The sequence below is a fragment of the Streptomyces sp. NPDC029466 genome (assembly GCF_055574515.1).
On the sequence record NZ_JBVHZH010000036.1, the window covers coordinates 71363 to 92837 of the forward strand.

Consider the following 21475-nt stretch of genomic DNA (forward strand, 5'->3'; position numbering starts at 1 on the left):
CCCTCTAATACACCGGCAGCGCCAGCAGTGTCGCGCGGTTGAGGACGAAGAGGCGGTTGGCGGCGGCGGCGAGGGAGCGGGCCTGGCCGCCGGTGAGGGCGTAGGTCTGGGGCCGTCCCTCGCCGGCCCGGGGCAGGCCGCTCACACCCGTGTCGCCGCTCTCCACGATCCAGACGCTGTTCCCCTGGACGACCGGTGGCCGCCAGGGCGGGGCGACGCCGGCAACCATCATCGGGTCGGCGGCCTGGCTGCCGTCGGCATGCAGGGAACGCAGTGCCTCGCAGTCCAGCGCATGGATCACTCCCCCGGCCACGGTGGGCGGGCCCCACCCACCGGTGCCCCGTCTGGGCGGTCGCATCGGGTTCTGGGCCCACAGCTCACGGCCGTCGGTGGCCTTCACCGCTGCCAGGCTGTTGCCGCCGAGGTAGACGGTTCCGCCGTCGATGGCGGGCCGCAGCGCTGCCGCGGCCTGCCCCTTGCGGACCCATGCGCGGGAACCGTCGCGGGCCCGGACCGCGGCCACGTCCCCCGTATCCGTGCAGAGCACCAGGTGGCCGGCGCCGAGGGCCGCGGCGGGGTGGCCACCCGACAGCGTCAGCGGTGGCCGCCGTGTCCAGCGCACCTTCCCTTCGGTCCCCACACAGCGCAGCCGGCCGTCGGATGTCAGCAGGTAGACCGCGTCGGCGTCCGCGGCCAGCAGGGCGCCGACCCGCGCGTCCACCGTCCACCGGGGGGATCCGGTGGCGGCCACCCAGGTGCGCAGCGTCCCCTCGCTGTCGGCGGTGGCCACCAGCCGGTCGCCGATCGACAGGTAGCCGGCCTCCGCTTTCGCCTCGTCGATCCGCCACCGCTCCCGGCCGTCGGTGACCCGGCGGGCCGCGATGCCGCCACCGGAAGCCGCGAACACCACCACGTCGCGCACCGGCAGCGGAGCCGGCGACGCGGCGTCGGCCACGTCCTGGACCGGGCCCCACAGCGGTTCCGGGGAGCCTTCGGCGGAGCCGAGCGGTGCGGCCCGCACCTTTGCGGCGGGTGGAATGTCGAAAGGGTCGGACGGGGTGTCGCCCCGGCCGAGCCACCAGGCGGTGCCGCCGCCCGCCGCGGCCAGGAGCGCCCCACCACCGGCCGCCACCAGCAGCCGCCGCCGGGTGAGGTGGAGTGCCCCACCGGCCGCGCTGTCGGGGGCGGTCGAGGGACCGGCCGGGCGGGCCGTCAGGCGGCGGGCGGTCGCTTCCCGTTGCCGGATCTCCTGCCCCAACGGGCCGGACTTCCATAGCCGTTCGGGCTGCCGTGGGGCCGCTGCGGCATCGGCGACCTGGGTGGGCAGCGGGCGGGCCGCCGGGTCCTTGGCGAAGCACGGTGTGACGAGGTACCGCAGGGCCTCCGGAACGGCCGACAGGTCGGGGCTGCCGTGCACGACCTCGTACAGGACGGCCGTGACCTCGGCGCCGGTGTATGCCGGCCGGCCGCCCGCGGCGAAGGCGAGGACCGCGCCGAGGGAGAAGACATCGGCGGCCGGTCCGACGCGCTGCCCGAGGACCTGTTCCGGCGCACCGTAGCCCGGTGTGACCGGGATCTGTCCGGTACGGGTGAGGGTCAGGCCGTGCTCCGGGCGGGCGATACCGAAGTCGATCAGGCGGGGGCCGCGCGAGGTGAGGACGACGTTGGGCGGCTTCACATCGCGGTGGACCAGCCCGGTGGCGTGCACATCCTGGAGCGTGCGGGCCAGGGACCGCGCCAGGTCCCGTACGGCGGCGTCGTCGAGCGGCCCGAAGCGCGCGACGGCGTCGTCCAGCGTCGGGCCGGCCAGGAACTCCGTGGCGATCCACGGCCTGCCGCCCTCCAGTTCGGCGGCCAGGACGCGCGCCACGCCCTCGCTGGTGACCGCCTGCGCGGTCCGCGCCTCCCGGAGGAAACGCTCGGCCAGGTGCCCGTCATGGGCGAGTTCCGGCAGCAGGACCTTCACCGCGGCGGGGCTTCCGGAGGCGTCCGCGCCGAAGTACACCTTGCCCATGCCGCCCTCTCCGAGGACGCCGTGGAGGCGGTAGGGGCCCAGGCGCAGCGGATCTCCCTGGCCGAGGGGTTTCACAGTGGGTCGTCTCCTGGATCGTGGAAAGGGGGAAATGGCCGGGCCGGGCTCGGCCGGGTTGGGCCGGGCCGGGCGTCAGGCGAGCGGGAGGGCGATGCTCCGCTGTTCCTGGCGGACGTACAGCCGGCCGCCCTCGGGGTCGGCGGTCAGGACGAGCGGGTCGGTCTCGTACGTCCAGACGGCCTTGTGGGCGCGCAGGTCGATGGCGCGCAGGCCCCTGTCGTCGGCACAGTAGGCGTACCGCTTGCCGACCGCCGGGGCCACGTCCCGCTTGTTCTTCCGGCCGGACAGCCCCTTCTCCTGCCAGTTGAGCGTGCCGGAGGTGGCGTCGACGGCGATCAGCCCGCGGTCGGCCTCGGTGCAGTAGACGACTCCGTCGTGGACGAGGGGCGCGCCGTAGCGCCGTTCCTCGCCCGCGCTGTCACCGACATCGCGCCCGGTCCCGAAGAGCCACTCCAGCTCGCCGTCGGACAGCCGGCGGGCGGTGAGGTGCTCGGCGCCCATGTAGAGGTTCCGGTCGTCGAGGACCAACCGGGACGGCGCGGTGCCCGCGAACGTCTCGGAGAGCCTCCACAGTTCGCGGCCGTGGCGCTTGTCGTGCACGGAGAGGCGGATGAACTTCGAGTCGACCCCCGGGCTCCCGCACAGCACCACCCGGGAGCCCGCCACGGCGCCACTCAGCGCGGGCGGAGCGCCCTCGGCCCGCGGTGCTTCCACCGGGCTGCGCCAGCGCTCCTTGCCCGACTTCAGGTCGGCCGCGACCAGGAACCAGCGGGCGCCGGAAGCGAGCCGGGCCACCAGGTACGCGATCCCGTCGGCCACGCACAGCAGCTGGTTGTACTGCTCCTTGCCGGTGAACGCGGAGAGTTGCACCAGGGGCTTGCCCAGTTGGCCGTCGCTCTGCCCGACCTCGCACACCGCCAGCGCCGCGCCCGCCTCCTGGTATCCCCGCAGGGCGTAGATACGGCTGCCTTCGGTGGCCGAGCGCCAGGGCTCGGCGACGTTCGCCTGCCAGGTCGACGCGCCCGACTCGGCGTTGATGCCGCACAGCACGATCCCCGCACGCATGGCCAGGTTGCGGCCCACCCGCATCACCTCGCCCCCGGAGTCCGGGCAGCGCAGACCGGCGCTCCACAGCGGTGCCGGCGGTTTCGGCCGGTCGACGGCGTCCTTCTTCGTGGTGCCGCCGCCCCCGCCGGAGCCCGCGAGCAGGGCCCAGCCCCCGCCACCGAGAAGGCCGCCCCCCAGGAGGGCGCCCCCGGCCACGGACAGCAGCCGCCGCCGCGAGAGGCCCGGTACGGGGGCGGCCGCGGCCGGCGGTGCCTCGGCGGGCACCGGTGGCGGCAAGCGGTGCGGCGGCTCACGCCACACCTCGTCGCTACGCCGGGCGATCTCCCGCAGCACCGCGTCGGGCAGCAGCTCCGCGAAGCCGCCGCGGTCGGCGGGGAGGACCCCGGTGCCGCCCAGCGCGGTTCCCAGCTCGGTGGTGGACGGGCGGTGCGCGGGGTCCTTGGCCAAGCAGCGCATGAGCAGGGGGCGCAGCGGCTCGGGCACCCCGCCGAGGTCCGGCTCACCGAACCGGACGCGGTACAGCAGGTCGGTGGGGGCTCCGCCGCCGAACGGTCCGCGGCCGGTGGCGGCGAAGACCAGCACCCCGGCCAGGGCGAACACATCGCCCGCCACCGCGTGTTCCTGGCCCGCCGCCTGCTCCGGCGACATGAACGCCGGCGTCCCCACGGCACCGCCCACGCTCGTCAGATGCTCGTCGCCGAAGGCCCGGGCGATACCGAAGTCGATGATCCGCGGGCCCTGCGCGGTCACCAGGACATTGGACGGCTTCAGGTCGCGGTGGACCACCTCCGACCGGTGAAGCTGCTCCAGCCCGGCGGCGAGTGACGCGCCGAGGGCACGTACGGCCGCCTCCGGCAGCGGCCCGCCCGCTTCGACGGCCGTGTCCAGCGGCGGCCCGAGGACGTACTCCGTCGCCAGCCACGGGGTCGGGGCCTGGGCGTCGGCATCGACGACCGCCGCGCCATACGCGGAGCCGATGACGCGGGCCGCGTCCGCCTCCAGCCGGAAGCGGGTCCGCAGGGTGGTGTCCGCGGCGAGACGGGTGTGCAGCGTCTTCACCGCGACCGTGTGCCCACCCGCCGAACGGGCCAGGTAAACGGTGCCCATACCGCCTCCACCCAGGCGGGCGAGAATCCGGAACGGCCCGACGGTGTGCGGGTCGTCGTGCAGAAGTGGGGAGATCATGGCCTCAGCGCCCTTGGGTGGGGAGTGCCGCGGCCAGGACCTCCGCCGACTGACGGGACAACGCCTCGACGACGCGGCCGGGAAGCGACACCGGCTCCGTGGCGCCGGCCAGCGCGCCGTATGCCGCGCCCGGCAGCAACTCCCCCAATACTCCTGCCGGTTCGGGCCGGTCCTCCGGGGCACGCGAGCGGCACGCCGTGACGAGGTCCCGCAGTCCGGCCGGGATCTCCTGCCGCTCGGGCACGGTGTGCCCGGTCGCCGCGTACGCCAGCACGGCGCCCAGGGCGTACACGTCCGCGGCCCGGTCCGGCGCACCGCCCGCCGCGGTTTCGGGAGCGAGGCAGCCGGTCTCCAGCCCGGTCGCGTGCGCGGGGGAAGCCGCTGCCACCGGGTTCGCGCGGGTCGCACCGAAGCAGCCCAGCAGCGGCCCGCAGGCGGTCAGCAACACGCCCGCCGGGCAGACGCCACCGTGCACGATGCCCAGGACATGGGCCGAGGCCAGGGCCTCGGCGAGCGTGCCGCCGAGCGTACGGACCAACGGTTCGGGCAGCGGGCCGCCGTACGCGGCCAGGGCGGCGGGCAGCGGCAGCACAGGCCGGTAGGGCGAGGCGTACCAGGGGAAGGCCGGCGTCCCCCCGGTCTGCCCCACCGGCCAGAACCCCGGTTGGGTCAGTCGGGCCGCCTGCTGCACCTCGCCCGCCCACCGCGCCGGGTCACCGCCGGGCGGCGGCAGGCACGCCAGAACGGTGTGCCCGCCGTCGGCACCGCGGGCCAGATAACGGCGCTCGGGAACGCCTCGACTGCCCTCGGCGTCAAGACGCGCCAACGCCACGAAATCCCCGATCCGCGCAGGATCGTCCTGCCGCAGCCTCTCCACTCGGCTTCTCCCCCGTCAGGCTCGCTAGGGACGTGAGCCTATATACGGCGGGGCAGCGGCCCGGCAGGGGGGCGGCGTGCGGATGGCGGCTGCCCCGGAGGGAAACGGAAGAGGCCGGCCCGCCACTCCTCCGTCTCCTCCGTCTCCTACATCTCCTAGGCGGACTTGCGATAGGCGCGGAATGCCCGGGTGGCAAGGAAGCCCATGACCAGGACCGCCGCCGCGAGCAGTCCCAGTCGTGCCCAGACCGTGCTCCAGTCGGCGGGTACCAGCATCGCCCGCCGCGCCGCCACGACCGCCCATTCCACGGGGTTGTACGCGGCGACCCGCCCGACCCAGCTCGGAGCCACCTGCAGATCCATCACCGCAGAGCTCAGGAACATCAGCGGCAGCGTGGTGAACTGGGAAATCGCGATCAGTGTGGCCTGCTGACGGGAGAGCAGCGCGACGGCATTGGAGAGCGCCGAGAAGATCAGCACCAGCAGCACCGCGGCCAGAACGGTGACGCCGATACCGACGACGCCCCCCGGGAAGCGGGCGCCGGCGATCAGCGCGATGACCACGATGACCAGACTCTGGATGACTGTCTGGACCGCCTGGTAGGCCATGGTCGCGCACATCATGGCGCCCCGGCTCGCAGGAGAGGTCAGCAGCCGGTCCATCACGCCGCGGTCGATGTCCTGCAAATAGGTCGTCCCTGCCCACGCGCTCGCGAACAGCGCGGTCATCATCACCACACCTGGCGTCAGGAACTGGAGAAAACCGCCGCTGCCGCGCGCGAATCCGGGCAGCTCGACGACCGAGTGGAAGAGCTGCCCGAACAACAGCAGCCAGATCACCGGCTGCACGAGCCCGACGACAAGAAAGGTGGGCATCCGCCACAGGGTGCGCAGCAGACGGCCGGTGAGGAGGGCGGAGTGTGTGAGCACGGTCAGCGGTCGCGTACCGGCGAACTCCCTCTGCACTGTGCTCACTTCGCCGCCTCCAGAGCCTTGCGGTCCTCGTCGGCCGCGGCCGCGAGACTCCGTCCGGTGTGCCGGAGGTAGACGTCATCGAGCGAAGGGCGGGACAGCGTCGCGGACGTCACGCCGATCCCTGCCTCTTCGAGTGCCGCCAGCACCGGCGGCAACGCCCGCGCACCGTCATCGGTACGGCCCCGGACCGTGCACCCGTCCACGGTGATCTCACGTAGCTCAGGCACCCGTTCCAGCACCGCTCGTGCCCTGCTGTCGCCCTCGGCCAGCCCGACCTGCACCGCGTCACCGCGCAGCGCGCTCTTGAGCTCCTCCGGGGTGCCCGCCGCGACCACCCTGCCGTGGTCGACGATCGCGAGCCGATCGGCGAGGCGGTCGGCCTCGTCGAGGTAGTGCGTGGTGAGCAGGACCGTCATCTGCTCGTCATCGGCCATCCTGGCGATCTCGTGCCACATCTCGCTGCGGGCCTGGGGATCGAGCCCCGTCGTCGGCTCATCGAGGAAGAGCACCTGCGGGCGGTGCATCAGCCCGAGTGCGACATCCAGCTTGCGCGCCATGCCACCGGAGTACGTGCCCACCCGCCGGTTCGCGGCGTCGGTCAGGCCGAACCTGTCGATGAGCTCACCGGCCCGCGCCTTGGCGTCAACGCGGGACATCCCGTGGAGACGGCCCGCGAGCAGCAGGTTTTCGCTCGCGGTCGCCATCGGATCCGTCCCGGGCTTCTGCGCCACGAACCCGATCGCCTGGCGCACCTGATCCGGCTTCGCCGCAACGTCGATACCTGCGACGCGCGCTGATCCCGAGTCAGCAGCCGAGAGCGTGGAGAGAATCTTCACCGTGGTGGATTTGCCTGCCCCGTTCGGGCCGAGCAGCCCGAAAACGGTCCCCTTCGCGGCAGCGAAACTCAGCCCCTGCAACGCGGTGACCGGGGGTTTGTTCCTGCCGGTCGAGTAGGTCTTGACCAGATCAACGGCTTCCAGAGCCGTTTTTGCTCGCCGAACCGCAGCCATCGCCGCACACCCTTGTCAGAATCTGGTGTGACTCCCACCTTCCTGGTGTCACCGGACACAAGGAGGCTGAATGGCGAGGGCGGAACCCTACGGTGAGATGTCGCGAGCGACGTTAACAAGGGCGCACGAGCAGCTGCAAGCGAATCTTCGCCGGAGATCCGGTGGCGCGGAGGCCGGGGCGTCCGGGCAGGTCACGGTGACGGTGACGGCGCGGTGGTGACATCGCCCTGCGGTCCGGCCGCAGCGAATGGGGCCTGCTGACAGGGTGTCGGCAGGCCCCGGGCGCGGTACTCAGCAGTTGGTGCCGAGCACCTCACCGCCGTTCGGCCAGAGGCCGGTGGTCTGGTAGCAGTGGTTCTTGTCGGAGCTGAGGTCGTACAGGTACTCCTTGGCGCCCCCGTTGCCCATGGCGAAGGTCACGGTGGCCGTGGCTCCCGTTGCCTCTTCGGGGAAGTACGCCTTCCACGTCTGTCCGACCGGCTTGGACGTGTGGCAGTAGTTCTTGCTCTCGATGCCGTCCGGGCCCTTCCACTGGTAGCAGGTGTCGACCAGGAAGCCCGAATTGTTCGAGAACTGGATGTAGTTGCCGGAGCTGGCGGAGGCGGTGGGTGCCGCGGCGACCGTTCCCATGAGGGTCAGGCATGCCATGGCAGCAAATGTCATCGACTTCTTGACAGCGCGCACGCTGGAATTCCTTTCCTTATCCCTTCCTCGTCGCCGAGAAGGGTCAGCAGCTCTTCTCGGTGATGGACGGGCCCCACGTGTAACCGCTGAGCTCGTAGCAGTGGTTGCGCTTCAAGTCGGTGATCTGCGGCGCTTCGAGATCGCCGATCTGCTGACCGTGGACAAGCACCGTGACCTCGACGCCGGTGGCATCGGCGGGAATGTCCACGCCCCAGTCCGTGCCGATGGCCTTGTTGTCGTCGCAGCTGTCCGGAGTCGCCGAACCCTGCCACTTGTAGCAGGTCTTGGCGAGGAACCAGCCCTTGTTGGAGAACGCGATATGACCCGAGTCCTGGGCAGCGGCGGGCGAAGCCGTTACGGCCGTGCCGCCGAGGGCGAGCAGCAGCGTGGCGACACCGTAGGCCATGGATCGCTTTGTCTTTGGCACAGGATTACCTTTCTGAAAGGGAGAGAACTCAGCGACCGTTCAGCAGCTTCTGGTCGCACGTGACAATGTCCTGGCCTACCCGCTTCCCTCCCGCGAGGGGGGTCTCGGTACGGAGGCCGGTGATCTGTGCGCCGCCAAACTTTCCGCCCTGGATCGACACGTTGGTGACCTTGCGGTCCATGTCGTAACCCATCTTGAGCATGCCCTTTTGGCCGGGCTTCACAGTGATGCCCACAGCACCCGAGCTGGTCTCGGTGTGGGACTGGGTGAATCCCGCACTGGCACCAATTCCCAGTCGGTCCTTGACCAGGGTGACGTCGACACTGGCGCCGATGTTCCACCCCCAGGAGAAGGTGTGGAGTGCGGTGATCGTCTGGGTGATGTCATTTCCGTTCGGCGCACAGTTGTCGATCGGTCCGGTACCCAGGTCCTGGTTCTCCGCGTCATACCATTTGGTGACCTGGCCGGCGTCCTCAGTCGTCGTGGAGGCACACGAAACGGAGAGGCTGCCGCACTGCTGGAGTGCTTCCAGAACGTCGGCCTGCCGGGTCAGCGTGGTGCCGTTGTCGTACTTGACGGTCGCGCTTCCCTCGTTCAGCCAGTTGTCGGTGTGGCCGTTGATCTCTTGCAGGGACGACGCCGCGGATGCCGTCGGCGCAGCCACGGCAAGTGCCATCACGGACGCAGCGGCGGCGATTCCTGCCCGGTATCGAAAGGTCATGGGACGTGCTCGCTTTCTCGGCAACGGGAGCCTTACGGCTCAAGGGTTGTGTGAGGTACCGACACCAGGCGTTTTCAGCAACCGACTTCCAGGAGCTTCGCGTTGAAGGCGGTTCCGCTCACCTCGACACAGCGGTTCTTGTTCGGGTCCACAGCGATGCTGTCCGCGGGGCGTTCCCAGGGGAAGGTCTTGAGATCGATCACCACTTGGGTGGTGTTCGCCGGGACCCCCACCGTGACCGAATCGCCCATCGGGCGGGAGATGTTGCAGTAGTTCTTGTCCTCCGCACCCACGAACGTGTAGCAGGTGGTGGCGGCTATCGCGGCGTTCTGCTTGATCTGGATGTGAGTGCCCTCCGCCGCGGACGCAGTGGTGGCGAACGCCCCCAGCGGGAGACATGCACCAGCTACTGTGGCCAGGCCGAACAGGACCTTGCTACGCCTCTTCATACGACTCGATCCTTTCTGAAGAATTCACGAGGGCGACACCATCCGCTGCACAACCCGTTTCCGGACGCCCATCGTGTTCGCGTCATCAGTGATGGTGTGACAGGTCCCATTGTCGGCAGCCGGTCCCCTGCCCGAGAACCCCTGTTTTGGCTATGAGCTCATAGCCAAAGCAAGGGGCCATGGACGATGAGCCATTAGCCATGAGCCAGCGACGGCATTCCCCTGCCCCCTGCCCCCTGCCCCTCGCCAATGTGGTGCCACATAAGCACTTCCACATCAGGCCCTCGGCGAGACAGCGAGACAGCGAGACAGCGAGTCAGCTATTCCTTGAGGTCGAAGAGAAGCTGCGTGAAAGCCTCTTCCACGCAGGAGAATTTCCGGCCGAGGAGGTGCGCCATCACGATCGGGTGGCTAGGGGGCGGGGGGACGAGGTCGACCAGCGCGAGTCGTCCATCACCCACTTCTTGCGCCACGCAGTGCCAGGACATGAGAGTGGCGCCCAGCCCGGCGGACACCGCGAGCTTGAGTGCTTCGTTCCCCCACGCCTCCCCCTTGTCGACGGGCTGAATGTTCCAGCGGCGTAGGGCGGCGTTCTGTAGGTGACGGGTTACGGAGCCGCTTTCCCGCAGCAGCAACCGCTCCGTTGTCAGGTCCTCCGCCGTGGCCTGACGGTCAGCCAGCGGATGTCCGCTGCCCACGACGAGGACGAGCCGTTCGGACAGAATGGGCTCGATGACAAGTCCCGGTGTATTCGGCTCGCCATCGAGCAGTGCCATGCCGACCACCCCGTCGATGAGCTGCTGCGTCACCTGCTCCATTCCGCCCGTGTGGATGTCCCACCGCAGTCCGGGAATCCGGGCGGTGAGGCGGGCGAGTACGGCCGGAACCAGAAAGGAGGCCGCGTCGTTGGTGGTGGCCACCCGCAGCCGGGGCTCAGACGAAGACACCGTCATCCGTACGGCGGTCAGCGCTTCTTCGGCCAGGGGTATGAGGCGTTGGGCATACGACATAAAGGTCTCGCCCTTGGCGGTCAGCCGGATACGCGCCCCCGACCGGTCGATGAGGGTGGTTTGAAGAGAGGCTTCCAATCGCCGCACCTGGTTGGAGACCGACGGCTGACTCATGTACAGCTTCCGTGCGGCAGCGGAGAATCCCCCGCACTCCACCACCGCAACGAAGATCTCTAGACGACGCAGGCACAGTGTGGTCACGTGTCGGCCTTTCTTCGGCCCTTGTTCACCATGGGTATGGATCTGATCCGTCGTTCATCCGTCTCTGTTAACCGGTGGCTGCGGCGGAGTTCATCGCGTGTTGCGCCCAAGTCGCCCTGGTGTGCGGCCGCCTGGCCCTTGGACCGGCCGGAGCTGGGGGCGTGGGAGATAAGCGCCGGCACACAGACGTCGGCTAACGACGCGAGAGGAACGTGGAGCGCAGCGGTGGGGGGATTTGGGCCACGGAGGGGGTTTTGCGTGGTCATGAGGTCATGCTTGAAACCCCATGTCATGGTTTTTCTGCCGCCACATGATGAGAACGTAACAATGCTTCGGAAAAGCGCGCCGCGTTGGCGGGGAGAAGTCGACGATGCTCTCGCCGCGCGATTCGACGCCATGAAGCCGCATCAACGAGTGAGCGGCGCACAGTTGACGCCCCACCACCTTCATGACTCGCCCCGCGTCGCCCCGCCCCGGAGGCCGACGCAATCCCACGAACGGGTGGCACCCACCGTTCGAGTCGCTGCCTGACCCCATCATCAGGGCCACGACCGGCCTCCACCACCCAATAGAACATGCATCCACGATCTGCCCCCTCGTCACCCGTTACGGGGAGCCAAATCGACCGTTCTTTAGAGCACCTGTGCCCACGACTCGCCCTCCTGGAGACGTCATGGATCCTGTGCCCGTCCTCGTGCATGGCCCCGCCGGGTTCGAACGGCGGCAGCCTGGGCTCTTACCGGCCCTCCGTCGCAGGCGCGCGCTTGACGCTGCCGCATGGCTCGTTGAGCGCTCGTCCCGTATGGCCATGAGGTGGTCTTCATGAGCGCGGCGCAAGGGGCCGCGTCCCCGTCACCGAATGAGCGAGCCGGCGTGCCGGGCCCCCGCCGTGCACCACTGGGACTGCCACCGACGGCGGTGCCCACCGGGCCGGGGGACGGAGATATGGCCGATGAGTTGGAAGAGGCGTACTGGTCGGTCTACGACGGCGCCGCGGCCCAGTCGACGGTCCGCGAAGTCCTGGTGCGGCTGCCGCGCATCGTCCGGCAGATCGGCCGGCTGGCATGGCAGGCCGACCGTTCGGCCACGCTGGCCGTCGTGGTGCTTCAGCTGGTCTCCGCGGCGATGGCGGCCTTCGGCCTGGTGGCCTCGGTTGGCGTGCTGCGCGAGCTGTTCGGTCACGGACCGACGCCCGACAAGGTCCGCAACGCGGTGCCGCAGATCCTGCTCGTGGTGGGCTTCCTGTCCGCGCGGGCACTCCTTGAGGCCGGGGTCGCCGTCGCGCAGGCGCGGGTGACACCGAAGATCCGCACCGCGCTGGAATGTGACTTCCTGCGGCTGACCGCGCACGTCCGGCTGGAGATCGTCGATGACGCCGACTGGCACGACGACGCCTACCGCGCTTCCGACCGCGGCCTGTTCTACGCCCGGCAGATCGTCGGCCAGGTCGTCTCGCTGGCCTCCACTCTCCTCGGACTCATCGGCACGGCCGGCGTCCTCACCTCTCTGCACCCCGTCCTCCTCCCCCTGCTCCTGCTGTCCGTCCTGCCCGTGGGTGCCGCGGCCGTCCGCACGGCACGGGCCCGGTTCCACAGCTTCAAGCGGTGGAACGCGCTCCAGCGCCGGGTACGGGTCTTCTCCTGGCTGCTGCTGGAGCGGGACGCCGCCGCCGAACTGCGCTCCGACACCGCCCAGAACGCCATCCTGGACGAGCACCGCCGGCTGACCGCCCGGATCGCCGAGGAGGACACCCACCTCGGGGTGAGTTCCGCGCTGCTGACACTGGCCGGCCGGGCCGTGGGAGGCGTCGGGACCGGCGTCACGTACGTCGCGCTGGGAGCCATGCTGATCGCCGGTTGGCTTCCCCTGGCGGCCGGTGCCGGCGCGGTGCTGGCGATCCAGACCGGACAGACCGCGTTGACGCGTTTCGTGGATGTGGCGCATCTGGTCTATGAGCACGCCATGTGGGTCGATGACCTCCTGGCGTTCCAGGAACGCTGCCGTGGGCTACAACCCCGTCGGCGTGCGGTGACCGCGCCCGCGACCGTCGCCACCCTCACGCTCGACGATGTCAGCTTCACCTACCCCGGCAAGGAGACTCCCGCGCTGAGCAGCATCTCGATGACGCTGCGGGCCGGGGAGACCGTCGCCTTCGTGGGCGTCAACGGCTCGGGAAAGAGCACCTGTTCACGGCTGATCGCCGGGCTGTACGAGGTGGATGAGGGTGCGGTCCGCTGGGACGGCGTGGATGTGCGGGACATGGACTCCGAGTCGCTGCAGGCGCGCGTCGCCACCGTGTTGCAGGACCCGGTGCACTTTCCCTTCAGCGCGCTGGCGAACCTCACGGTCTCGCGCGGCACGCTGACGGAGGCCGATCCGCAACGGGCCTGGGACGCCGCACGGGCCTCCGGTGCCGAGCAGGTCATCGCTGGCCTGCCGGGCACCTGGCAGGCGGTGCTGTCCAAACGGTTCCGGGGCGGCCAGGAGCTGTCGGCCGGCCAATGGGCCAAGATCGCCGTCGCGCGGGGGCTGTACAAGAACGCTCCCGTGCTGCTGCTCGACGAACCGACCGCGAGCATGGATCCCAAGGCCGAACACGCGGTATATCAGGCGGTGTTGCGGAACAAGAACCGGGCGGATCAGATCACCGTGCTGATCTCGCACCGGCTGGCGAGCGTCGTGGAGTGCGACCGGATCTTCGTCTTCGACGGCGGCCGGATCACCGAAGCCGGCTCGCACCAGCAGCTCATGGCCCTCGGTGGCGACTACGCCCAGATGTTCACCCTCCAGGCAGCCGGCTACCAGGCCGTGTCCACGGCCGCCGACCCCGAGCCGAGAACAGCACACCCGTGAACGACCAGACTTCCCAGACCGGGTCGGCCCCGTCGCCACCACAAAACGACCAGACTTCCCAGACCGAGTCGCGCCCGTCGCCACCACAAACGGCTCCGCCCGCGCACCGTCCATCCCGCCGACGCTCCCACCGCAGCTCGCACCCTCAGCACCCCTCCCACTGAACCCCGCCCACTCAACCCCGCCCACCAGAGGAGACGCCACCATGCACAGCGACACCTGGGACACCGTCGCCCGCCTGGCCCGACGGTTCAACGCCCATGACGACGCACGCGGTCTGGACGCCGCTCAGCAGTGGACCCTCCAGGTGCTGAAAATCGCCGAGGAGACCGGCGAAGCCTCCCAGGCCGTCATCGGCGTCCGCGGCACCAACCCCCGCAAGGGCGACAGCCACACCTGGCAGGACGTGCACGCCGAGGTCGCCGACGTCATCATCACCGGCCTGGTCGCTCTCGCCCGCATGCGCCCCGACGACGCCGCGCCCTACCTCCACCGGCAACTCGCCGCCAAGTCAGCCAAGTTTCTTCCGCCCGAGCCCGGCGCAGGTGCCACCTCTTGCGTGCGGACGCAATGAGCAGCATCCGGCCGGGCGGGCGCACAGCACGCACCTCGGGGCGCGCCATCGATTGATTTTCGATCGAAACCAATCGATAATCGATACATGCATCGTTTCTACATCGCCGCGCTCCGGGTCGGCATCGCCGCAGTGATCTTGTTCGGCCTCTTCGGCCAGATCGTGGTCATCCCGACGACGGCAGCCGATGAGGTCGACCGCTTTCCTCCCTACGCCCCGTTCGCCGCGCCCTACGTGACGGTGGCGATCGCCGGTATCGCCTGCGTCCAAGTTGCGCTCGTCGCGGTGTGGATGCTGCTCACCATGGTCGAACGCGACGCGATCTTCACGCCGCGGGCCTTCCGATGGGTCGACACCATCATCGGGTGCTCGCTCGTCGCGACACTGCTGGCAATCGGTGTCACCGGACACCTGGCCCTCACGGACATCCCCTCCCCCACCGACGGCATGGAGGTCCTCGGCGCACTGGCGGCAGCGACCGCGAGCGTGGGCGTGGGGGCAGCGTTCGCGATGCTCATCGTCATCATGCGCAGCCTCTTGCACAAGGCGACGGAGCTACAGACCGAGATCGCCGAGGTGGTCTGATGGCGATCATCGTCGATCTCGACCTCCAACTCGCCAAACGCGGCCTGTCGGTGGGCGAGTTCGCCGAGGCCGTCGGCATCACCCCCGCCAACATCGCCGTACTGAAGAACGGCCGCGCGAAGGCCGTGCGCTTCACCACGCTCGACGCGATCTGCCGCACACTCGACTGCCAGCCCGGCGATGTACTGCGCTGGGTACCTGACGAGGGCACGGATGACGCCTAGCGTCTGTCGGGAACGGCTGGTCACAGCCCCTCCCCTTAGGGGCTGTGACCAGCACCGTTATCGACAGGCGCACCGGGGCCGGTGGCGGTCGACAACCGTGCCCTGTCCACCCCACTCGCCTTAAAAGCTGAAGCTCATGAATGCTCCATACCCGCGGTCGGCCGCCTCCGAGAAGAAGCCGACGAGTTCCTCATAGGCGCACTCAAGCCAGGCCAGTTCACCCTCGGGGTCGAACCTCCAGGTGTTGGGGTACACGTTCTCCTTCGTCATCTGCGCCGGGTCATAGTGGACCGCCAATTGCTCCCACGGAGTCGCCCGCAGTTGTCGGGCCACACTCTCGATCTGCTCAGCGGTCCAGCCGAACAGGGTGCCGTCCTCCAGGATCGGGAACCCGTCCATCAGGAAATCGAGCAGCACGTCCGTCTCGTCGAGCAGGAACTGAAGACCGGCAAACGCCTTGTCCGGGCCGCCGTAGGGTCGATCCGACTGCGGGAAGGTGTCGCTGGCGTACAGCTCGTAGTGGAAATCGTCGGCCCAACTCGGCTCCTTCTCTGCCCTGTTCAGCTCCTCCGTGGTCACGCTGATGAATCCGATGCTCACACCCATGAAACCCAAATCCCCCTTGGTCTACCGCTTGATCGAGCCTGGCTCGGACAGCGGTCTCGAACAGCGACGGCGAGTGTTCCACGCGGGTCTGACAACGGGCTGCGACGCGGCCGCGCGGTTCGACGAGCGCGCGCGTAGATGACTGTTCGTCCAAGCCTCGCTGGGCAGGAGCGGGACAGCCCATTGTCAGTGGCTCCCGGCGTTGTCAGTGGCTCCCGGCATCATGGTTCGCATGACACAGAGCACTGCCGATGCGCTGCACGCACTCGCGCGCGAGCACTTGCCCCAGGAGATCGCCGAGCGGTGGATCGGGCTGTTGCGGCCCGGGCTGCGCCTGGAGAAGGCTGAGGGGGCGGGCTCAGTCGTCGGCCGGCTCGGCGGGTTGCCGGGGCTGCCGGAGGGCGAGGAGTGGCCTGTCTGGGAGGGGCACGGTCCGCTTGCCTTTGTTGCTTCCCTCGACTGTGCCGTGCTCCCCTCGGCCGCCCTCGACATCGCCCTGCCGACGGACGGCACGCTGGCCTTCTTCTACTTCGACGGGCAACTGGACGACGGCTGTGCCGTTGTCGCTCCCGATGAGCCCGACAGTTGGGCGGGAGCGCGCGTCCTGTACATACCTGCGGGTGTGCCCGTTGCCGAGCGGACGGCGCCGGAGGGCATTGAGCCATATCCCGAGGTACCGCTGACGGCACGCGTGGAGACGACGGCACCACACCTCTGGCACCCGGTGGTCTACCGGGAGTTCGCGCCGATGCCCGATGACCATCCGGTGTGGGACGAGGACTTCCAGGACGCCCTGGGGGAGCACTTCGAGGGCACGGAACACCGCATCGGTGGCCATGCGCACCCGGTGCAGGGCGAGGTGGAGACCGAGGTCGCCCACGGCGCGCTGGGGAGCCCGCCGTGGAATGACCCCCGCATCAAGGAGGAGGCCCTCCGGTGGGTGCTGCTCGCGCAGTTCGACTCGGATGACGACGCGGACATGATGTGGGGTGACTGCGGTGCCCTCTACTGGCTCATACGCCCCGAAGACCTGGCCGAATGCCACTTCGACCGCGCGATGTTCACCTGGCAGTGTTGCTGAGGAGCCTCCTCCGACCCCCGATCAGTGTGACGCCGACCGGCGCTTCCCCCATATTGCTCATGAACGTGATCGTTGCATGTGTCCGTATCGGAGACGAACCGTATGCAGCGGCGGGCAGCTGAGCTGACGGGGCCGGTGCGGTGGGTGGGCCGCGCGGCATGCCTGGTCGGTGGGGACAGCCCCACCCATGATGCGGGGGTGGGGCGCATGGCCACCGGCCCGGCCGGCAGCAAGTCTTGAGGGATGAGACAACACAGGTCAGCCTTCCTCGCATTGCTTCTTTCGTTCGGTGTGGTGGCCGCCGCCGCGGCCCCCTCTCCGGCGCAGTCGCCGGTACCCGCGCTGGAACGTGACGCGCACCCGCTGCGCACCACCGAGCCCCACGGGAGCCTGGACGATCTGCGCCCGGTCGGCCGTATGGTGAAGGACGCACGGGTGGTGGGTCTGGGCGAGGCCACCCACGGTTCGCATGAGTTCTTCGCCATGAAGCACCGGGTGTTCCGCTACCTCGTCGAGGCAAAGGGCTTTCGCAGCTTCGCCCTGGAGGGGAGCTGGAGCACCGGACTACGGCTCAACGACTATGTGCTGCATGGCAAGGGTGATCCTCGGCAGATCATGTGCGAGGAGTTCCAGAGCAACTACCTCTGGTGGAACAACACCGACTAGCCCTGCGGACCCACGACCCGAAGCACTATCCCAAAGTGCAAGGGAGCTTTCTGCGCGACAGGTTGGGCACCCGGTATGTGAGCATCGGCATGACCTTCGACCGGGGTTCGTTCAACGCCACCGGAGCCGATGGGAAGGTCCGGGCCTTCGCTGTGGGTCCGGCGAAACCGGGCAGCAATGAGTACACCCTGGACCGGGTGCGCCACCGCGACTACGTCCTGGACCTGCGCACCGCCCCGTCCGCTGCGCGTACCTGGCTGGCCACGGCCCGTACGACCAAGTGCATCGGCACGGAGTATCCCGGGCCCGGGACGGAGTACCGGATCGCGCTCGCGCGGTCGCACGACATCGTCGTGCATCTGCACCGCGTCCGGGCCGCCCGACTGCTGGCCACCCCCGCGCCTGCCGGGAAGTGAGCTGTCGGCGTCCTCCGCTGCGGGCCTGTCGCCCTGGTCGCCAAGCCGGTGACCAGGGCGGGCCGGACAGGTGACCGGGGCCAGGTCACCCCGGTGTCCGGCCGCTGGTGCGCGCGAGGGCCGGCCCGGCTCAGTCCACCGTTTGGTCGCCGTCGGGCAGATCCTCGACCGTCACCTTGCCCCGCGGCTCCCCGAGCCCGTCCGCCACCGCCCTGGCCAGGCCCTCCGGGTCGGGCCCGGTGGGTACGGGCACCGGCTCACCCGCTGCGTAACTCTCGATCGCCCTGGTGAAGTAGCTCGGATTCCAGGCACCGACCGCGCCCCTGACCTCCACCGTGCGTACTCCCCGCGCCCCGGTGCGCTGCTTGACGGCGGCGAGGATCCGGTCCGACCGGTACTCCCCCGGCACCTGGAACAAGCTGGCGTGCGCGCCGACTTTCCCACCGTTCCTGAGGCGGACGGTCACCGTCAGACAACTGGTCACGCTCGGGTAGCGGATCGTCCCACCGGGCCCGACCTCGCCGACCTGCCCCTCGGTGATGCTGAGGGGCGCGGCCGTGGGTGTGACGGGCTCCGTCATACGGGCCGCCGGCGTCACCGCTCCCGAGCGCACCTCGTTCGCGACCGCGGGCTGAGCCTGGGCCACGACCACGCCACCGCCACCGCCACCGGCACCGGCACCGGCACCGGCACCCAGGGAAAGCGCCAGCAGCGTGGTGACGGGTAAGCCTGCCGGGCCGTTCGCTCGTAGCCACCGCGCCTGCCGTATCTGCCGCATCCGCGCCACACATCCTTTCGTCGCCATGGTGAAGTCCTTCTTCACGTCCTGCGTCCATGAGCAGTCGCCTCCCGCCCGGCCGGCCGTTGAGCGCCGCGCGCGCTTTCGGGAGGGTCCCGCCCGCCCCAGATGATGCGCTTCGCCGCCTGTGACCGTGCAATGGAAGGGGGAAGGCTGCGGAGGCGGCGGGAGGCGTATGCGGGTGGACAGGCGTTGGGCCGCACGTCTGGCGCTGGTGGCGGGGGCGGCGGCGCTGCTGGTCCTGCTGGTGTTTGCCGGGCTCCGGAGCATCGCGCTGGTGGGCGTGGGAGCGGCCGGGCTGGCGGCCACGGCGGCCGGGCTGTGGTGGGTGCTCGCGCACACCGGGGTGATCAGGATGCTCGCGCTCATCCTGGCGACGGCCACACCGGTCGTCGTCCTGGTGCTCTACGCGATCGCCGGGCTGCTGTGGGTGGTGCTGGTCTCGCTCGCCCTGTGGACGCTCGCCGTCTTCACGGGCAGAACAGCGCTGGCACCGCACATCGAGCCGGCGCGCACACCGGAACGCCGGGTCGCCCCTCCGAGACGCCCGTTCCTCATCATGAATCCGCGCTCGGGCGGCGGTAAGGTCGGCAGGTTCCGGCTGGCCGAGCAGGCCAGGGCTCTCGGCGCCGAGGTCGTCGAGCTGGATCCCGCGCAGCCGCAGGACGTGGCCGAGCTGGCGAGGCGGGCCGTCGATGAGGGCGCCGATCTGCTCGGTGTCGCGGGCGGCGACGGGACACAGGCGCTGGTCGCGGGTGTGGCGGCGGCTCGCGACGTGCCGTTCGTCGTCATCTGCGCGGGCACCCGCAATCATTTCGCCATGGACCTCGGTCTCGACCGCGAGGATCCCGCTGCCTGCCTTCAGGCGCTCACCGACGGTGTCGAGCTGCGCCTCGACCTGGGCTTCATAGATGTCGGGCAGCCCACGGCAGAGGGCCGGGGGCGCGTCTTCGTCAACAACGCCTCCTTCGGCGCGTACGCGAGTGTGGTGCAGAGCCCGGCCTATCGCGACGACAAGGCCAGGACGATCCTCCAGATGCTGCCGGACCTGCTGACCCACCACAGCGGCCCGTTCCTGAAGGTGCGTACGGACGCCGTGTCCGTCGACGGTCCCCAAGCAGTCCTGGTGAGCAACAACCCCTACCGGATGGGCGATCCGGCGGGGCTGGGGCGGCGGGAACGGCTGGACTCCGGCGTCCTCGGCGTGCTCGGTGTCACGGTCGACAATGCGGTGCAGGCGGCCGCGATGCTTCGCGGCCGTCGTGGGCCCGGCCTGACCTCGACCACCGCCCGCGAGGTGGTCATCGACGCCGATGCCCCCGCCATCCCGGCCGGTGTCGACGGCGAGGCCCTCACCGTGCCCACCCCCGTACGCTGCTGGATCGAACCCGGCGCCTTGCGCGTACGGCTGCCCCGCCGCCGCCCCGGCACGCCGCGCGGCAAGCCGCCGATGGATTGGCGCAGGGTACGCAGGCTGGCCCTGACGGTGGGACGGACCGCGGCGGGGCGGGAATCCGGCTGATCAGCACCGGCCGCTCCGCAGCGCAGCGGAGTCCCGGCATTGTGCCGAATCTCGCCCATCGGTGACTGGATCGCGACCCTCCGTGGCATCGTGGTCCACTTTTTGAGTTTCGCCGCCGTAACGGAACCCCGGCATCCATCAGCCCCTCTCTCTGGGCGCCCACTGGGGCACTTCAGGGCGAATAAATGCGATGAGGACCGTTATGCGTGATTACAGTCGGCGAGGCATGCTCGGACTCGGGGTGGGAGCGGCGGCTGCTCTGTCCGTAGCGGGCTGTTCCCCCTCCGAGTCGTCGGAATCCGGCAAGGTGGCGGCCAAGCCCGGGCAGCAGAAGCCCCGGTCGAAGCCGATCGGTGACGGCTCCACCGCGTACACCGGCAAGCAGCCGCATCAGCCGCCCAAGCCGGAGCGGCTGGCGCCCGGCCAGAAGCCGCCGCAGTTCGTGGTCTTCTCCTGGGACGGGGCGGGCGAGGTGGGCAACGGACTCTTCCCCCGGTTCCGCAAGCTCGCCCGCGATCACAACGCCTCGATGACCTTCTTCCTCTCAGGGCTGTATCTCCTGCCCGAGTCGAAGAAGCGCCTGTACCGGCCGCCGAACAACCCCGTCGGCGCCTCCGACATCCCCTATCTCACCGACGACCACATCAAGTTGACGCTGAAGAACCTGCGCGCGGCGTGGCTGGAGGGCCACGAGATAGGCACCCACTTCAACGGCCACTTCTGCGGCACCGGCAGCGGCTCGGTCGCCCACTGGACCCCCACCCAGTGGGACTCCGAAATACAGCAGGCCATGGACTTCGTCACCAAGTGGCGCACGAACACCGGCTTCACCGACCTCGACCCGCTGCCCTTCGACTACACCAAGGAACTCGTCGGCGCCCGCACCCCCTGCCTGCTCGGCCAGGAGAACCTGCTGCCGACGGCGAAGCGGCGCGGCTGGCGCTACGACGCCAGCTCACCCGGCGGCCTGCAGGTCTGGCCCACCAAGAAGCAGGGCCTGTGGGACTTCCCGCTCCAGTCCATACCCTTCGGCAACCTCCCCGCCGGGGTCCTCTCAATGGACTACAACATGCTCTACAACCAGTCCCAGAACTCCACCAAGGGCCCACCGGCCAACTACCCGCGCTGGCGCAAGCAGGCCGCCGACGCCTACATCGCCGGCTTCCAGCGCGCCTACGAGACCAACCGAGCCCCCCTCTTCATCGGCAACCACTTCGAGCAGTGGAACGGCGGCATCTACATGGACGCCGTCGAAGAAGCGATCAAGCACATCGCCGACGAAAAGCACAAGGACGTCCGACTGGTCTCCTTCCGCCAACTCTGCGACTGGCTCGACGCCCAAGACCCCAAGGTCCTCACCGACCTGCGCCAACTCGGCGTCGGACAGAAGTTCACCGGCCGCGGCTGACAGCCCCGGAAGGGGGCGAAGAGTCGCGCCCCCCGGCGAACAA

The 21475-nt window shown here is 69.6% G+C and carries 21 protein-coding genes; 9 read left to right on the forward strand and 12 right to left on the reverse strand.

Annotation, left to right across the window (positions count from 1 at the left end; translation table 11 throughout):
- Positions 1-4: 4 nt before the first annotated feature.
- From ACZ4XD_RS25610 to ACZ4XD_RS25655, 10 genes are all read right to left on the reverse strand, one after another.
- On the reverse strand, positions 5-2089 hold the full coding sequence (locus ACZ4XD_RS25610) for a protein kinase domain-containing protein (protein WP_468045737.1): 2085 nt from the start codon (positions 2087-2089) through the stop codon (positions 5-7).
- A 75-nt stretch (positions 2090-2164) separates the two neighbouring features.
- Complete coding sequence (locus ACZ4XD_RS25615; protein ID WP_468045739.1) at positions 2165-4345, reverse strand: protein kinase domain-containing protein; 2181 nt, start codon at positions 4343-4345, stop codon at positions 2165-2167.
- 4 nt (positions 4346-4349) lie between these two features.
- Complete coding sequence (locus ACZ4XD_RS25620; RefSeq protein WP_468045797.1) at positions 4350-5177, reverse strand: protein kinase family protein; 828 nt, start codon at positions 5175-5177, stop codon at positions 4350-4352.
- Between the two features lie 200 nt (positions 5178-5377).
- Entirely contained in the window at positions 5378-6196 is an 819-nt protein-coding gene (locus ACZ4XD_RS25625; RefSeq protein WP_468045741.1) for an ABC transporter permease, read from the reverse strand.
- Positions 6193-7206, reverse strand: a complete 1014-nt coding sequence (locus ACZ4XD_RS25630; protein WP_468045743.1) for an ATP-binding cassette domain-containing protein — start codon at positions 7204-7206, stop codon at positions 6193-6195. Before ACZ4XD_RS25630 ends, ACZ4XD_RS25625 begins: the two co-directional genes overlap by 4 nt.
- Positions 7207-7497: 291 nt before the next feature.
- Positions 7498-7890, reverse strand: coding sequence for a hypothetical protein (locus ACZ4XD_RS25635; protein ID WP_158894376.1), 393 nt, complete (start codon positions 7888-7890; stop codon positions 7498-7500).
- Positions 7891-7933: 43 nt separating this feature from the next.
- Entirely contained in the window at positions 7934-8296 is a 363-nt protein-coding gene (locus tag ACZ4XD_RS25640; protein ID WP_468045745.1) for a hypothetical protein, read from the reverse strand.
- Between the two features lie 49 nt (positions 8297-8345).
- Positions 8346-9038, reverse strand: coding sequence for a hypothetical protein (locus tag ACZ4XD_RS25645; RefSeq protein WP_468045747.1), 693 nt, complete (start codon positions 9036-9038; stop codon positions 8346-8348).
- Between the two features lie 74 nt (positions 9039-9112).
- A complete protein-coding gene (locus tag ACZ4XD_RS25650) occupies positions 9113-9487 on the reverse strand; it encodes a hypothetical protein (protein WP_468045749.1) in 375 nt (124 codons plus the stop codon).
- 320 nt (positions 9488-9807) lie between these two features.
- On the reverse strand, positions 9808-10698 hold the full coding sequence (locus ACZ4XD_RS25655) for a LysR family transcriptional regulator (protein ID WP_468045751.1): 891 nt from the start codon (positions 10696-10698) through the stop codon (positions 9808-9810).
- 945 nt (positions 10699-11643) lie between these two features.
- Between ACZ4XD_RS25655 and ACZ4XD_RS25660 the strand changes: the two genes are divergently transcribed.
- The 4 genes from ACZ4XD_RS25660 to ACZ4XD_RS25675 all read left to right on the forward strand — a co-directional run bounded on the left by ACZ4XD_RS25660 (position 11644) and on the right by ACZ4XD_RS25675 (position 14934).
- Entirely contained in the window at positions 11644-13551 is a 1908-nt protein-coding gene (locus ACZ4XD_RS25660) for an ABC transporter ATP-binding protein (RefSeq protein ID WP_468045753.1), read from the forward strand.
- A gap of 205 nt (positions 13552-13756) precedes the next feature.
- Positions 13757-14125: a MazG-like family protein gene (locus ACZ4XD_RS25665; protein WP_468045755.1), complete on the forward strand. Its 369-nt coding sequence runs from the start codon at positions 13757-13759 to the stop codon at positions 14123-14125.
- 87 nt (positions 14126-14212) lie between these two features.
- Entirely contained in the window at positions 14213-14710 is a 498-nt protein-coding gene (locus ACZ4XD_RS25670; protein ID WP_468045757.1) for a DUF2975 domain-containing protein, read from the forward strand.
- Positions 14710-14934, forward strand: a complete 225-nt coding sequence (locus ACZ4XD_RS25675; protein ID WP_468045759.1) for a helix-turn-helix domain-containing protein — start codon at positions 14710-14712, stop codon at positions 14932-14934. Before ACZ4XD_RS25670 ends, ACZ4XD_RS25675 begins: the two co-directional genes overlap by 1 nt.
- 120 nt (positions 14935-15054) lie before the next feature.
- On the opposite strand, the gene ACZ4XD_RS25680 is transcribed toward ACZ4XD_RS25675, so the two are convergent.
- Entirely contained in the window at positions 15055-15540 is a 486-nt protein-coding gene (locus tag ACZ4XD_RS25680) for a DUF1877 family protein (protein ID WP_468045761.1), read from the reverse strand.
- Between the two features lie 232 nt (positions 15541-15772).
- Between ACZ4XD_RS25680 and ACZ4XD_RS25685 the strand changes: the two genes are divergently transcribed.
- The 3 genes from ACZ4XD_RS25685 (at position 15773) to ACZ4XD_RS25695 (ending at position 17703) form a co-directional block, all read left to right on the forward strand.
- Positions 15773-16621 (forward strand): YwqG family protein, encoded by an 849-nt coding sequence (locus ACZ4XD_RS25685; RefSeq protein ID WP_468045763.1) that lies wholly within the window; start codon positions 15773-15775, stop codon positions 16619-16621.
- A gap of 273 nt (positions 16622-16894) precedes the next feature.
- Entirely contained in the window at positions 16895-17287 is a 393-nt protein-coding gene (locus ACZ4XD_RS25690) for an erythromycin esterase family protein (protein ID WP_468045765.1), read from the forward strand.
- Positions 17288-17322: 35 nt separating this feature from the next.
- Positions 17323-17703, forward strand: a complete 381-nt coding sequence (locus ACZ4XD_RS25695) for an erythromycin esterase family protein (RefSeq protein WP_468045767.1) — start codon at positions 17323-17325, stop codon at positions 17701-17703.
- 130 nt (positions 17704-17833) lie between these two features.
- Here ACZ4XD_RS25695 and ACZ4XD_RS25700 read toward each other — a convergent pair whose 3' ends face one another.
- Positions 17834-18508 (reverse strand): hypothetical protein, encoded by a 675-nt coding sequence (locus ACZ4XD_RS25700; protein ID WP_468045769.1) that lies wholly within the window; start codon positions 18506-18508, stop codon positions 17834-17836.
- A gap of 169 nt (positions 18509-18677) precedes the next feature.
- Here ACZ4XD_RS25700 and ACZ4XD_RS25705 point away from each other — a divergent pair, with 169 nt between their 5' ends.
- Together ACZ4XD_RS25705 and ACZ4XD_RS25710 are read left to right on the forward strand one after the other, a co-directional pair.
- On the forward strand, positions 18678-20024 hold the full coding sequence (locus ACZ4XD_RS25705) for a diacylglycerol/lipid kinase family protein (protein ID WP_468045771.1): 1347 nt from the start codon (positions 18678-18680) through the stop codon (positions 20022-20024).
- Positions 20025-20226: 202 nt separating this feature from the next.
- Positions 20227-21432: a polysaccharide deacetylase family protein gene (locus ACZ4XD_RS25710; RefSeq protein ID WP_468045773.1), complete on the forward strand. Its 1206-nt coding sequence runs from the start codon at positions 20227-20229 to the stop codon at positions 21430-21432.
- Positions 21433-21475: the final 43 nt, after the last annotated feature.

Bases quoted from the DNA above. Each gene is read 5' to 3' on its own strand.
- ACZ4XD_RS25670 (WP_468045757.1), top strand. From the start codon at position 14,213: ATGCATCGTTTCTACATCGCCGCGCTCCGGGTCGGCATCGCCGCAGTG.
- ACZ4XD_RS25615 (WP_468045739.1), bottom strand. From the start codon at position 4,345: ATGATCTCCCCACTTCTGCACGACGACCCGCACACCGTCGGGCCGTTC.
- ACZ4XD_RS25630 (WP_468045743.1), bottom strand. From the start codon at position 7,206: ATGGCTGCGGTTCGGCGAGCAAAAACGGCTCTGGAAGCCGTTGATCTG.
- ACZ4XD_RS25650 (WP_468045749.1), bottom strand. From the start codon at position 9,487: ATGAAGAGGCGTAGCAAGGTCCTGTTCGGCCTGGCCACAGTAGCTGGT.
- ACZ4XD_RS25665 (WP_468045755.1), top strand. From the start codon at position 13,757: ATGCACAGCGACACCTGGGACACCGTCGCCCGCCTGGCCCGACGGTTC.
- ACZ4XD_RS25675 (WP_468045759.1), top strand. From the start codon at position 14,710: ATGGCGATCATCGTCGATCTCGACCTCCAACTCGCCAAACGCGGCCTG.
- ACZ4XD_RS25710 (WP_468045773.1), top strand. From the start codon at position 20,227: ATGCGTGATTACAGTCGGCGAGGCATGCTCGGACTCGGGGTGGGAGCG.
- ACZ4XD_RS25700 (WP_468045769.1), bottom strand. From the start codon at position 18,508: ATGGCGACGAAAGGATGTGTGGCGCGGATGCGGCAGATACGGCAGGCG.
- ACZ4XD_RS25660 (WP_468045753.1), top strand. From the start codon at position 11,644: ATGGCCGATGAGTTGGAAGAGGCGTACTGGTCGGTCTACGACGGCGCC.
- ACZ4XD_RS25680 (WP_468045761.1), bottom strand. From the start codon at position 15,540: ATGGGTGTGAGCATCGGATTCATCAGCGTGACCACGGAGGAGCTGAAC.
- ACZ4XD_RS25685 (WP_468045763.1), top strand. From the start codon at position 15,773: ATGACACAGAGCACTGCCGATGCGCTGCACGCACTCGCGCGCGAGCAC.
- ACZ4XD_RS25640 (WP_468045745.1), bottom strand. From the start codon at position 8,296: ATGGCCTACGGTGTCGCCACGCTGCTGCTCGCCCTCGGCGGCACGGCC.
- ACZ4XD_RS25645 (WP_468045747.1), bottom strand. From the start codon at position 9,038: ATGACCTTTCGATACCGGGCAGGAATCGCCGCCGCTGCGTCCGTGATG.
- ACZ4XD_RS25705 (WP_468045771.1), top strand. From the start codon at position 18,678: ATGCGGGTGGACAGGCGTTGGGCCGCACGTCTGGCGCTGGTGGCGGGG.